Annotated in this window: 11 protein-coding genes and 1 pseudogene; 9 read left to right on the forward strand and 3 right to left on the reverse strand. The window is 69.7% G+C overall.

Going from position 1 to position 12889, the window contains the following annotated elements; translation table 11 throughout:
- Positions 1-194 (reverse strand): MqnA/MqnD/SBP family protein (locus ACFC09_RS17525; RefSeq protein WP_376528786.1); only part of this gene is annotated, 194 nt, incomplete at its 3' end.
- A 229-nt stretch (positions 195-423) separates the two neighbouring features.
- Between ACFC09_RS17525 and ACFC09_RS17530 the strand changes: the two genes are divergently transcribed.
- Positions 424-1089, forward strand: coding sequence for a hypothetical protein (locus ACFC09_RS17530; protein ID WP_376528788.1), 666 nt, complete (start codon positions 424-426; stop codon positions 1087-1089).
- 3 nt (positions 1090-1092) lie between these two features.
- Positions 1093-1590 (forward strand): hypothetical protein, encoded by a 498-nt coding sequence (locus ACFC09_RS17535; protein ID WP_376528790.1) that lies wholly within the window; start codon positions 1093-1095, stop codon positions 1588-1590.
- A 130-nt stretch (positions 1591-1720) separates the two neighbouring features.
- Here ACFC09_RS17535 and ACFC09_RS17540 read toward each other — a convergent pair whose 3' ends face one another.
- Positions 1721-3994 (reverse strand): SpoIIE family protein phosphatase, encoded by a 2274-nt coding sequence (locus ACFC09_RS17540; RefSeq protein WP_376528792.1) that lies wholly within the window; start codon positions 3992-3994, stop codon positions 1721-1723.
- 641 nt (positions 3995-4635) lie between these two features.
- Between ACFC09_RS17540 and ACFC09_RS17545 the strand changes: the two genes are divergently transcribed.
- Entirely contained in the window at positions 4636-5277 is a 642-nt protein-coding gene (locus tag ACFC09_RS17545) for a class I SAM-dependent methyltransferase (RefSeq protein WP_376528795.1), read from the forward strand.
- Positions 5278-5388: 111 nt separating this feature from the next.
- Positions 5389-5684, forward strand: a pseudogene (locus ACFC09_RS17550) (YbhB/YbcL family Raf kinase inhibitor-like protein); the annotation flags it as partial.
- Positions 5685-5726: 42 nt separating this feature from the next.
- Here the strand turns inward: ACFC09_RS17550 and ACFC09_RS17555 are convergent.
- The gene (locus ACFC09_RS17555; RefSeq protein WP_376528797.1) at positions 5727-6617 is read right to left on the reverse strand and encodes a LysR family transcriptional regulator; all 891 of its coding nucleotides are present in this window, start codon (positions 6615-6617) and stop codon (positions 5727-5729) included.
- 85 nt (positions 6618-6702) lie between these two features.
- On the opposite strand from ACFC09_RS17555, the gene ACFC09_RS17560 reads away from it, so the two are divergent.
- From ACFC09_RS17560 to ACFC09_RS17580, 5 genes are all read left to right on the forward strand, one after another.
- Positions 6703-8133 (forward strand): MFS transporter, encoded by a 1431-nt coding sequence (locus tag ACFC09_RS17560; protein ID WP_376528800.1) that lies wholly within the window; start codon positions 6703-6705, stop codon positions 8131-8133.
- 195 nt (positions 8134-8328) lie between these two features.
- The gene (locus tag ACFC09_RS17565; RefSeq protein ID WP_376528802.1) at positions 8329-9291 is read left to right on the forward strand and encodes an FAD binding domain-containing protein; all 963 of its coding nucleotides are present in this window, start codon (positions 8329-8331) and stop codon (positions 9289-9291) included.
- Positions 9288-9791, forward strand: a complete 504-nt coding sequence (locus ACFC09_RS17570; RefSeq protein WP_376528805.1) for a (2Fe-2S)-binding protein — start codon at positions 9288-9290, stop codon at positions 9789-9791. Before ACFC09_RS17565 ends, ACFC09_RS17570 begins: the two co-directional genes overlap by 4 nt.
- Positions 9784-12087 (forward strand): xanthine dehydrogenase family protein molybdopterin-binding subunit, encoded by a 2304-nt coding sequence (locus tag ACFC09_RS17575; protein ID WP_376528807.1) that lies wholly within the window; start codon positions 9784-9786, stop codon positions 12085-12087. Before ACFC09_RS17570 ends, ACFC09_RS17575 begins: the two co-directional genes overlap by 8 nt.
- Positions 12084-12821, forward strand: a complete 738-nt coding sequence (locus ACFC09_RS17580; protein ID WP_376528810.1) for an SDR family NAD(P)-dependent oxidoreductase — start codon at positions 12084-12086, stop codon at positions 12819-12821. Before ACFC09_RS17575 ends, ACFC09_RS17580 begins: the two co-directional genes overlap by 4 nt.
- Positions 12822-12889 lie beyond the last annotated feature (68 nt).

Raw genomic sequence — 12889 nt, forward strand, 5'->3', positions numbered from 1 at the left:
CCGATGTCCAGGTCCCCGCCCGCCAGCAGGTCGCTCAGCCGGTCCGGGGTGTCCTTGGTGAGCTCCAGATCGAGCAGGCTGCCCGTACGGGCCAGGCCCCAGTAGATCGGCAGGCAGTTGAGGAACTGGATGTGCCCGACCCGGGGACGCTTCCGCGAGGTGTGCGGGACATGAGATTCGCGAGAAATATCCACCCCCGCAGGCTACAGATTCCGTAGCCTGCGACTGGACTGGGTGGCCCGGTCCACGAGGGGGTGGGCTGGTCGGAGTCCCGCTGCGCGACTACGTCCCTGTCGTTGACCCGATGCCCGAAGGCTTCGAGCTGCGTGAGTTCTGGCCGTACACCACACTCGGCCGGATCAGCAGAGCGCGCGCGACGACGACATCGACTCCGACGCCGCACTGTCGCACTCGGGCAACGGCGTGTACGGGGAGATGTGGGCGGCCGCGCTGGTGGCCGCCGCGTTCACCGGCACCGCGCGCGAGGCCGTCGAGACGTCCCTGACCTGTGTCCCGCCCGGCAGCCGCCTGGCCGAGGCCGTCCGGTTCGTCTTGGACCGCCATACGGCTGGGGACACCTGGGAGGCGGCGTGCGCGACCATCCGGTCCCGCTACGGCCACTACTCCTGGGTGCACACCGTCAACAACGCCGCCCTGGGCGCGACCGCACTGACCGCCTGCGGCTCGGGGGCAGGCGCCTCCGGCAACCGGATCACCTTCTGGGACGCGTTCGCGAGCAAGGACATCGAGAAGTACTTCCAGCAGCACTTCATCGACGGCTACAACAGGACCGCGACCGGTGCGAAGGGGGCTCCGGCGCCCGTTCAGATGGCCGAGAAGGACTTTCCCAAGGACATCGACCCGCGGATCAAGCGCCAGTACTTGCAGCTGGGCACGGCCAAGAACATCGGATACACGACCTGGACCTTCTGGCCTGCGAAGTCGGACACGTACATCTACGAGCAGATGGAGAAGGTCCTCACCGGCAGCCTCAGCCCCAAGGACTACTGCGCGGGCCTGGACAAGCTGTTCCAGCAGGAACTGAAGTCCGGCAAGCTGCCGACCGCGCCCGCCCCCGAGGGGGCGTGAACCATGGCCGTCCTGCAAGTCGACCGCCCCAAGGCGCCACCGGTGCCACCCGGCCGCGGCGCCCGGCGCTCCAAGCTGCGCCGCGCCTGCGTCGGCTTCGCCTTCATGGCACCGCTGCTCACTGCGGCCGACGCCCCGGAAGCCTGGCGTCCACGGCTGCCGGTCATCGCTCCGGGGATGCGGAAGCTGTTCTCCACGTCTGCGCTCGCGGTGACGGCGGCGTACGCGGCCGGAGCGGTGATGATGTCGCTGGGCGCCGACATCGCCAAGGACCTGATCCATTCCCACAACGCTCTGGTGAACGGGTCGATCATCGCCGTGTTCGCCACGGTCATCGCCGTGGTGGCGTTGCCGGCGAAGGGACTGGCGGTGCGGACGGCGATCGTCTCGGGGGGACGGCCTCGGTGGCCGCGATGGCCCTGCTGGCTCTGGCGGCGGCTTGCCACTTCCTGCCTGTGCTCGTGGTGGCCTCGATCGCCGGCGGGATCGGTTACCGCCTGAGTTCCCGGCCCGGAAGCAGCCCTGGTCGGCCCGGACCAGACGGTCCCGGGCGAGCGCATGCCCCGAGGCGAACCGCCCGCCGCCGGCAGCGCGGGCAGGCGCTCCGGCGGTTCCCGACCGCGCGGGCCGATCAGATCCCTCTCTGCGCGGTCCCCCACACCTGCGGCTCGTTCTCGTGCACTCCGAGCTCGAACCAGGTGGTCTTCCCGCGTCCCGCCGGTGAGCTGCCCCAGGCCGCGGAGAGGGCCTCGACGATCAGTAGTCCCCGTCCCGACTCGGCCTCCACGTTGCGCGCCTCGTCGTCGAGCAGCATGGTCGGCACCGGCGGGTACGGGTCGCTGTCGCGCACCTCGACCCTGATGCGGTCCGGATAGGCGCGCAGCCGCAGGTCCACCTCACTGTGGGCATGGATCAGCGCGTTCGTCACCACCTCGGAGACCAGGATCTCCATATCGTCGAGTGCCGGCAGCAGATCCCAGGTTCGCAGTACGCCCCGGAGGAAGCGGCGGGCATGGGCAACGCCGTGCAGGTCGTGCCGCTGCACCGACATGCGCGCGACCCGCGCCCGGTCGCGTGAAGGCCCGCCCTCGTACCGCATCAGCACCAGGGCGGCGTCGTCGCCGCGGGCCTCCTGGGAGCGGTCGCCGCCGACCATGGTGTCGGCCAGCCTTTCCAGATCCTCGCCGCCTTTGTCGGTCAGCAAGCCGGCCAACTGCTGCACCGCGGCGTCGTAGCCGAGCCGCCGCACATCCAGCAGGCCGTCGGTGAAGAGCGCGGTCACCGATCCCGGACGCAGCTCGGCCGCCGCTTCCTGATACGTGGCCGACGCATCGACCCCCAGGGGCGGCCCGGCCACCAGCTCCGGGCGCAGCACGTCGTGGCGGTGCCCGATGAGCGGCCCGGGGTGGCCCGCGCTTGCGATCGCGGCACCGCCGGTCGCCACGTCGACCCATACGCAGCAGCACGTCGCGAACAGGTCGGTGTTCAGGCCCGACAGCAGCCGATTGCTGCGCTCCAGCACGATGGCCGGGGCGTGCCCTTCGGCGGCGTAGGCCCGCACAGCGCTGCGCAGTTGGCCCATCAGTGCGGCGGCCTCCAGGTTGTGGCCCTCCACGTCGCCCACCACGAGGCCGATGCGCCCCTCGGGCAGGTTCAGTACGTCGTACCAGTCGCCGCCCATCTCCACACCCTCGGTCGCCGCATAGTAACGGGCAGTGGTGACTGCCTCGGGAATGTGCGGCAGGCCGCCGGGGAGCAAGGTGCGCTGGATTCTGCGCGTGAGAACATGCTCGACCTCGTGAGACCGGGCGCGCCCCAGGGACTGCGCGACCTGCTCCAGCATCAGGGTCAGCAGCGCGGTCTCCGCGGCCGACAGTGGTCGCCGCGCCACAGCGAACTCGATGGTGCAGCAGCCCATCACACATCCGCCGTACAGCAGGGGGAAGTAACCTCTCGCCCGCCGGTCGAGCTCGACCTTGACGTCCGGATACGCCTGCGCCAACTCCGCGCCCGAGGCGAACATCCGGACCCTGGCGGTGCTGATCGTGTCGGTCTCGGGAGTGCGGCGCGACAGTGGCGTCCCCTCGATGTCGCGGACCACCTCGCGAGGCAAGCCGACCGCCCCCACCACGTGCAACCGCGCCTTCTCGGCCAAGGACAGCACCGCGGCACTGCCGCCGAAGGCCCGCACGACCCTGGTCTGCACTATCGCGAGGATGTCGGACACCTGCGCCGCGCCGGTCAGCTCCGTGGCGAGCCGCTGCAACTGGTACAGGTAGCTGCTGCGGGCTGCCGCCATCGCGACGGCTTCCCGCAGCCGCCGCCCCAGGTCCGGGTCACCGGCGGCGTGCTCCGGTTCGGCCGGGATGAACACCGGGACCACGGGGGCCGTGACGGCTTCTGCTCCCCCGGCCAGTTCCTCCAGCTCGGCGGCCAGCCGGTCGGCGACCGCCTGCAGATACTCGCGCTCCTCGTGCCGGACCGGCCGCGGTGGCACCCACCGCAGGCCGATCGTGCCGAACAGGTTCCGCGCGGTGCGGATCGGCACGGACGCCACCGCCATGGGAAACGGGATGGTGAGCTGCATCGGCAGCGGCGACCGGCGAGCGCCCTCCCACATGTCGGCCTCGTCGAACACTATGAGCTTGCCCGTACGGTACGACCACGTCGTCGGCCACCACAGGTCATCAACGTTGAAGCCGGCCGCGATGCCGAAGCTCAGGGGCGAGTCCACGACCATGGACGCGGCGAGCATACGGTGGTTCTCGGTCGGGAGGTAGGCGGAACAGGTGCTCGCGCCCAGCCTGTAGTAGACGTCCAGCAGTGCGGACGCGATGGCGCCACCCTCACGCGTACACGGTTCGATGATGCCGGACGGCGGCTGAGTGAAGGGTTCCCGGTCCATGAGATCCACTGTTCGGCTCAGGTACGGACTATGCACTCCAAGGGGATACACCCATTCCACTCAGAATAATTACATTGCGGAGTAAAATTGTCACAATCGGACAAGCGCGGCGACATTTAGGCTCATCAGTGGACACCGACTGACCAGTCCCACCTCCGCACGGCCCCCTCCAAGCGTCCGCCCGCCTTCGATGCGTTCTTCGGACCCACCGACCTGCCGCTGTGCGCGGACGGACCGACTCGGGGTCCGGTCGGGTCGTCACCGATCGCCGAGCACCAGCGCGGCCACGGCTCGCTGTAGGGCGTATCAGCCGGCCGTACAAGTCGTCTTGGCCGCCTGCCCGCATCCACGACTTCCGTTGTTCCGCAGGAAGCGGGCACCTCGTCCCGATTCCGCGGGGAGACAGGCATGTCGGGGCCTCGGAAGGGCACCGGCCGGACAGGACCCCGCTACGACGACGCGGCAACCGAGAGCTTCCGGGCCGTCGTGGAAGTGAAGATCGGCACCCGGATCCGGCCCGACCGGGCCACCGCCCACGGCAAGACGGTGCGCCGCGATGGACACCCCGCCGGCAGGACTCCTAACCTTCTTAGCTGACAGTGTGGGGGCGGCCAACCCCCGCTGCCGACGAGGAGCACGTCATGGCAGGACAAGCGGTCTCCCATCCGTTCTTCGCCCGCGTCTACCCACACATCAACGCCTTCGCGGAGGCGCACGGCTCGGTCGAGCATCGTCAAGAGATGCTGGCCGGCGTCCACGGCCGAGTCGTCGAGATCGGTGCGGGGATGGGCTCGAACTTCGTCCACTACCCGCCGGAGGTCGAGCAGATCGTCGCCGTCGAGCCGGAACCGAGGCTGCGCGCGCTCGCCGAGCAGGCTGCCGCGAAGGCCGTCGTACCGGTGGAGGTGCGGGCGGGCCGGGCCGAGGCACTGCCGGCGCACGGCACTTTTGACGCGGCGGTCTTCTCCCTGGTGCTGTGCACCGTCCCCGACGTGCCCGCCGCACTCGCCGAGGCCCGGCGGGTCCTGAAGCCGGGCGGGGAACTGCGCTTCTACGAGCACGTCCGCTCCGAGAACCCCCGTTTCTTCCGCATGCAGCGGATCATCAACCCGCTGTGGGGGCTCGCCGGCGGCGGGTGCAGCGTCACCCGGGACACCGAACAGGCCATCCGAGAGGCGGGCTATACCGTCGAGGAGATCCGCCGCTTCGTCTTCCGGATCAACGGGCGGGCCGGCCCGGCTTCCCCGTCGATCATCGGGACTGCCCGACCGTCCACCTGTTAACCTCGGCGTCGCTCATCCTGACCGTCCTGCTCGGCACCGCCGCCCCGAGGTTGCGTTCGGTGGCAGCCTCCGAGCGCCGCAGATCGGTAGGAACGCTCACCGCGGGGAGTCGACATCCCCGCCACCGTCACCGAGTTGAGGGAGCCGGCGACGCCACCGGCTCGGGCCTGCCCGAAAGCGCCGTCCGGCTGCCCAACGACGCGCGCGCGGCCCGCTTCGGCTCCGCGCCGCCGGCCGGGCACGGCCCGCACCGCTTCGTCCACGTGGTGTACGCCCTCGACGTCGAGTCCATGGGCGTCCCGGCCGACTGCACCCCGGCCTTCCTGCGCTTCTTCATGCGCGACCACACCCTCGGCCGTACGGTGGTGACCGCCATGGGTGAAATACCCGCCTGGCGAACGGCATGAGGGCGGCGCACGACCCCGCGGGGCTTCGTCGACCGGCCGCGTTCAGGCCAGCCGTGTCGGCTCGCGAAACCAGGCTATGGCCGCGTCCCGGAAAGCCTGCGCCGCGGCCGACAGGTAGACACCACGCCGCCAGACCAGGCGCAGGCCGTGCCGGCAATCGGGGGCGTCGAGGTGGACCCACGCCACGCCTTGGCGTGAGGTGCTCTGCCGGGACATGGCAGGCACCAGCCCCACCCCGAGACCTGCGGCGACAAGCGGAAGGATGGAGCCGGGTTCGTCGCTCTCGCAGCTGATGACGGGCTGCCGGCCCGACTGGGCGAAAAGCTGGTCGATCAGCGCGCGCTGCCAGTACCCACGGCGGGTCCCGACGAAAACCTCATCGGCAAGGTCCGCCACGCGGGCCACCTCGCGACCGGCCAGGCGATGGGTCAGCGGCACGGCCAGCAGCACTTCGGCACTCGCGAGTTCCATGACCTCCAGTAATTCGTCGTCAACGGGCTGTGAGGCCAGGCAGAAGTCGACCTGGCCGGCGTGGAGCAGGTCCGCCATGGCGGGGGTCGGCGACTGGCGCAGCTGGAAACTGATGCCCGGATGCTCGGCCAGGAACGAGGCCAGCAGATCGGGGAGCAGAAGCATCGTTTCCAGGGCCACCGCGACGGCGCCGTGCTCCAGCCCGGTCAGGTCATCGAGTTCGCGGCGGCCCTGACTCAATTCGTCGAGCGCTGCGTCCACCCGGGCCAGGAACGCGGCACCGAAGCGGTTGAGCACCAGTCTTCGCCCGCGACGGTCGAACAGGGGCACCCCGAGGTCGGACTCCAGACGGGCCAGGGCACGGCTCAACGACGGCTGGGCGACCCGCAGTTCGGAGGCAGCCCGGCTCACGTGCTCGTGTCGGGCCACAGCCTGGAAATAGCGAAGCTGTAGCAGGTCCATCAGAGCTCCTCATTCCTCTTGAGTTATCAGCATATGCAAAATTGGTCTTGGACAGCATAAGGAGGCGGTCTTTAGCGTCGGTGTCATGGCGCCTACCGACCTCATTCGGACCGAGGGAACCGCACACCGCCGAACACGCGGGGTCTCCCCGACGGTGCTGGTGTCGGTCCTGGTGTTTCTGGCCGGGCTGTCCACGGCCGTCTCCAGCCTTGGCGCCCCCCTGCTGGTCACCATCGTGCAGGTGGACCAGGTGTCGTTGGCCGCTTCACAGTGGGCGCTCACCGTCACCCTGCTCGTCGGAGCGGTCGCCGCACCGATCATGGGCCGGCTCGGTGACGGACACCACCGCAGGGCAGCCACCCTCGCCGGTGCGGCCTGTGTCATGGTCGGCTGCGTGTTGTCGGCCGTACCCGCCGGGCTCGCCGTCCTGCTCGTCGGCCGCGCCGTGCAAGGCGTGGGGCTCGGCCTCGTGCCGCTGGCGACCGCCTTCGCACGGGACAACCTGCCCGCGGAGCAGTCGCGCCGCACCATCGGCATCCTCGGCATCAGCACTGCTGTCGGGATCGGTGCCGGCTATCCGCTGGTCGGCCTGATCGCCCAGTACCTGGGCCTGTACTGGGCCTTCTGGTTCGGCGCCGGAGTAGGCGCGCTGGCGTTGGCGGCCGCGATCGTGGCCCTGCCCGCAAGCCCGGACCGACGTGCCCCCGTCGACATCCCCGGTGCTGCGATCCTCGGCCTGGGTGTGGCCGGCTTGCTCCTCGTGCTGGCCCAAGGTCCTGTCTGGGGATGGACCTCACCCGTCGATCTGACGGTCCTGGCCGTCTCGGTCCTGCTGTTGGCGGCGTGGGTCGTCGTCGAGTTGCGCGGCCGACACCCGCTGGTCGACCTGCGGCTTCTGCGGCACCGATCGGTCCTGGCCGCCAACACCTCGGTCCTGCTGGTCTCGATCGGCTTCTACCCGCTCCTGTCACTGGTGGTGCGTTTCGTGCAGACCCCGGCGACGGCGGGCTACGGTTTCGGCGCCCCGGTGGTGGTCGCCGGGCTTCTGCTGATCCCCTACTCGCTCGCCAGCCTGGTCGCCGGCCAGGTGGCTCGGCCGATGGCCAGGCGCTTCTCCCCGGAGTGGGTGATCGTCGTCAGCTGTGTGGTCCTGGTTGCCGCCGTGCTGAATTTCCTGCTCGCCCGCACCACGTACTGGGAGATCATCGTGTCGATGGCCCTGCTGGGCTTCGGGGTGGGCTGTGTGTTCGCGGTGAACCCCGTCCAGATCGTGACCGGCGTGCCACAGCGGGAGACGGGCAGTGCCATGAGCTTCTACCAGCTCATCCGCACCGTCGGCTACTCGATGGCCAGTGCCCTGTCCGCCACCGCCCTCATCGTCACCATGCCCGCCGGGCACACCGTCCCGGCGAACTCGGGCTACAGCATCGCCGCGCTCATCGGCGTCGTGGTGCTGCTCGTCGGGCTCGTCGCCAACACCGCCTTCGCCCTGACCGCCCGCAGACAGCGGACGTGACCCGTCAGGCACCTGATGACCTGTCAGGCAGGTTGCGTGACCTGTCAGGCAGTTGCGTGACCTGTCAGGCAACTGATCGACCACCGACGTACGAGTGCACCGACCGAGCACGTGAGCAACCGCCGTTCGCCGTGCCGACGCATGGCTGAGCGGCCCCGAAAGGCGGCCCGCGCCGAATCGCGGACTGGAGGACGTATGCGATGTGTTTCCCAGGGGCTTCTCGCGCCGACGCAGCGCACGATCCCCGATTTCGAGCTGCGACAGCCTCGGACGGTTGCCGAGGCGGTCGCCGCCGGGGCCGCCGAAGGCGCGGTCTACGCGCAGGGGTGCACGGACCTCTTCGCCCAGTTCCGCGAGGGGCTCGACTGCGCGACGCTGGTGAGCCTCGACAAGGTCGCCGAGCTGCGTGAGATCGACTTCGACGGCGCCACACTGACGATCGGCGCCGCCGTCGCGCACCACTCGGGCGCCCGCCACCCCGCGGTCGTCGCGGCGCTGCCCGGCCTGGCGGCGGGTTGGCGCCAGATCGCCAACCACCGCATCCGGCAGCGGGCCACGATCGGGGGCAATGTGATGGCGCGCCGCACCCGGTACGAGATGTCGCTGATCCTCGAATCACTCGGCGCCGAGCTCGAATTCGTCAGCCGGGACGGACTCTGCCTGCTGTCCGTCGCCGATGTCTGGGACCGTCGGGTACCGCCCGGCGCGCTGCTCCGCGCCGTCACCGTCCCCGATGTTCCCCGGACCTGGTTCGGGTACGAGCGGTCGCTGCGCCCCTTGCTGACCGTGGCAGCCACAGTGCGGACGGAATCGGTACGGGACGGTTCGACAAGGGGGGATTCGGTGCGGGGCGATTCGGTACGAGGTGATTCCGTACCAGGTGATTCCGTACCAGGTGACTCTGTGCGAGGTGATTCCGTACGGGTCAGCGTCGGCTCGGAGATGCAGCGTCACTTCACCGTCGAAGCGCCGCTCGGTACCGACCCGTCGGACATCGCCGCGCTGCTGCCCGACGAGATCGGCGACGCCGTCGCGGATGCCGGCTACCGCCGCCACGCGGCCGGTGTGCTGCTTCGCCGACTGCTGTCCGCCCACGCCGACCGGGCGGCCCGGACCGCGCGGCCCGTCGAACCGACCCGAGAGGAGGACGCTCGGTGAGCGCCCACGTGGAGATCTGTTTCCGACTGGACGGCCAGGACAGGGCCGTGGCCGCCGCGCCGAACACCGCGCTTCTGGACCTCCTGCGCGAGCGCTACGGGCTGACCGGTGTGAAGGCGTCCTGCGAGAGGGGTGTCTGCGGTGCGTGCACCGTCCTGGTCGACGGCACCCCGTCGGCATCCTGCAGCCTGTTCGCGTTCGCCGTGGACGGCTCCGACGTCGAGACCGTACACGGCCAGGCACAGGTGAACGGGCAGGGCGAGACCGTGCTCGGACCGGTGCAGCGCGCCTTCGCCGAGCGGGCCGGCTTCCAGTGCGGTTACTGCACCCCCGGCATGATCATGCTGGCCACCGCACTGCTTCGTGAACACCCCGACCCCGACGAGTCGCAGATCCGGTCCTGGATCTCCTCGAACATCTGCCGGTGCACCGGCTACCAGATGATCATCGAATCGGTCCGTCGTGCGGCCGAACTCCTCGAAGAGGAAGCACATGACTGAATCCGCCTCCACACCTGCGCGCGTCGACGGGCCCCCGAAGGTGACCGGCGCCGCGCAGTACACCGCGGACATCCGGCTGCCCGGCATGCTCCACGCCAAAGTACTGCGCAGCCCGCACGCACACGCCCGCCTGATCTCGGTCGACGCCTCGCGCGCCCGCGCGGTGCCCGGTGTGCACGCGGTCCTCACCAGGGACGATCTGGACGGCGTGTCCGCATACGGCTACTTCGTCAAGGACCAGCCCGTGGTCGCGATCGACAAGGTCCGGTACGTCGGGGACGTGGTGGCCGCTGTCGCGGCGGAGGACGAGGCAACGGCGCTCGCCGCCCTCGCCCGGATCACGGTCGAGTACGAGGTGCTCCCGAGCCTTCCGGACATCGGCACCGCCCTGTCCCCCGACGCGTCCGAGTTGTTCGAACAAGCGCCACCCGGCGTCGTCCCGCCCTTCGGGCCGGGCGTGACCGCCACGCTGCGGCCCCGGCGGAACGTGTGCTACGAGTTCCAGTACGAAACCGGCCCCGACAGCGCCTGGGACGAATGCGACCACATCTTCACCGACACCTTCCGCTATTCCCGGAGCAACCACTTCCATCTGGAGCCGTTCGTCACCGTCGCGGATGTGCGCGGCGACCGGATCGAGATCTGGAGCTCGACCCAGAATCCGTTCCCGCTACGGAAGGAACTCGCACGGGTCCTCGGCACGACCGAGTCGAAGATCCGGGTCAACGTCCCTTACGTGGGCGGCGGATTCGGCTCGAAGAACAACTGCCGCACCGAGCCGATCGCGATCCTGCTGTCTCGGCTGTCGGGCCGTCCGGTGCGGTTCTGCCTCACCACTGAAGAGGGCTTTCTCACCATGAGCCAGCACGCGGCGGTCGTGACGGTGACGACGGGGGTGCGGGCGGACGGGACCTTCGTGGCGCGGGAGAGCAAGATCCTGCTCGACTCCGGCGCCTACTCCGACGCCAGCCCCCTGGTGGCCCAGAAGTCCGGCTACCGGATGCCCGGGGCCTACCGGTGGAAGCACATCAGGACGTCCTGCGAGTGCGTCATGACGACGACGACACCGGCCGGACCGTTCCGTGGGTACGGTGCGCCCCAGGTGGCCTGGGCGAGTGAGAGCCAGGTCGACATGATCGCCCGCCGGCTCGGCATCGACCCCTACGAGCTGCGGATCAAGAACTTCAAAGCCCTCGGTGAGCCCTACCTCCCAGGTGAGAGCAGCGTCGACAGCGACATGGCCCGGGGTCTCGACGTGGTGGCCGACGAACTCGGCTACCACACACGCGAACGCCTCCCGAACCGCGGCATGGGCCTGGCCGCCAGTCTCAAGGACGGCGGCGGCATGAACAAACCGGCGACGGCCCGGGTGAAGATCGCCTCCTCGGGCGACGTCTACCTGAGTTGCGGCACGATCGAGATCGGTCAGGGCGCGCACACGGCGCTCACCCAGGTCGTCGTCGACGTGCTCGGCTGCCCACGGGACAAGGTCGGGTACGCACCCGTCAACACCGACGCCACACCTTTCGACCACGGCACGAACGCGTCGTCCGGTGTGGCGGTCATGGGGCAGGCCGTGCAGTTCGCGGCGGAGGACGCTCGCGACAAGGTCCTCGCGTTCGCCGCCGGACAACTGGACTGCAAGCCCGACGACCTGACCCTGGAAGGGTGGGCCGTGCGGCTCGGCGACGAGGTGACACCGCTGGCGCCCATGATCACGGCCGCCTTCGGGAACACCGGGTTCGAGTTCTCCGGCGAGGGTTATTGCAAGGCCGTGGTCACCCCGGACGCACCGCTGGTGGCGGAGAGCGTCTTCTGGGAGAACAGCTGGGCCGGCGCCGAAGTCGAGGTCGACCCCGACACCGGCAAGGTCACCGTGCTTCAGCTCGTGGTGTCCAGCGACGTCGGCAAGGCCATCAACGCCCTCACCTGCCGCGGGCAGGACGAGGGTTGCGCGATCATGGGGTACGCGCAGGCGCTGTTCGAGGAGATGCGTTTCTCCCCCGAGGGGGTCCTCCTGAACGGGGAGGCCCTCGACTACCGGGTGCCGCTCGCCGAGGACCTGCCCGAGCGCTTCGTCTCCCTCACACAGGAACAGGGCCACGGCCCCGGCCGGCTCGGCGCCAAGGGCGCGGGCGAAGGAGCCATCATCCCGCTCGCCGCCGCCATCGCGAACGCGGTGCAGGACGCCGTCGGGGTCCGTATCACCGAGCTTCCGCTGTCCCCCCAGCGCGTATTCGCCGCGCTCAGCACCGCCGAGAAGCCATCCACGGAAAACCACCAGGAGCAGGCATGAACGGTGCAGTCGAACTTTCCCGCCCCGTCGCCCTCGTCACCGGCGCGACCAGCGGTATCGGACGCGAAGTGGCACTGAGGCTCGCGGCCGACGGGTTCTCGGTCATCGTCCACGGACGCAACGAGGAGCGCGGCAACGCCGTCGTCGACGCGATAGCCGCACAGGGCGGGCAGGCCCGCTTCATCGCCGCTGATTTCACGGACCTCGCGCAGATCCGCACGCTGGCCGCCGCGGCTGCCGAAGCGGGCGTCGAGGTCCTGGTCAACGACGCCGGGTACTCCTGGTTCGGCCCGACCGAGGACCTTGAGCCCGACGTCTTCGACCAGATTTTCTCCGCCAACGTCAAGTCCGCCTATTACCTGGTCGCCGCCGTAGCACCGCAGATGGCGAAGCGCGGCTCGGGCAGCATCGTCAACCTCGGCAGCATGGTCGGCCGGATCGGGGTGGCCGGCGGAGCGGCCTACAGCGCGACCAAGGCGGCGCTCGCCGCGATGACGCGTTCCTGGGCCGTCGAGTTCAGTCCTCGGGGCGTACGCGTCAACGCCGTTGCGGCCGGCCCGGCATACACCGGTACGTCCCGCGAGCGCATCGCGGCGTTCGGCGAGGAGACGCTCCTGGCCCGAGCCGCCGAAGCCGGAGAGATCGCCGATGTCATCGCGTTCCTCGCCTCGCCGAAAGCCTCCTACATCACCGGTGCCGTCCTCGCCGTCGACGGCGGCCGTACCGCGATCTGATCCGACCCGATGAGACCTGATCAGGTCTCATCTGAAGCGTTCGGCCCCGCAACGAACCGCCGCGGCCC

Source organism: Streptomyces sp. NPDC056161, from assembly GCF_042268025.1.
Lineage (GTDB): Bacteria > Actinomycetota > Actinomycetes > Streptomycetales > Streptomycetaceae > Streptomyces.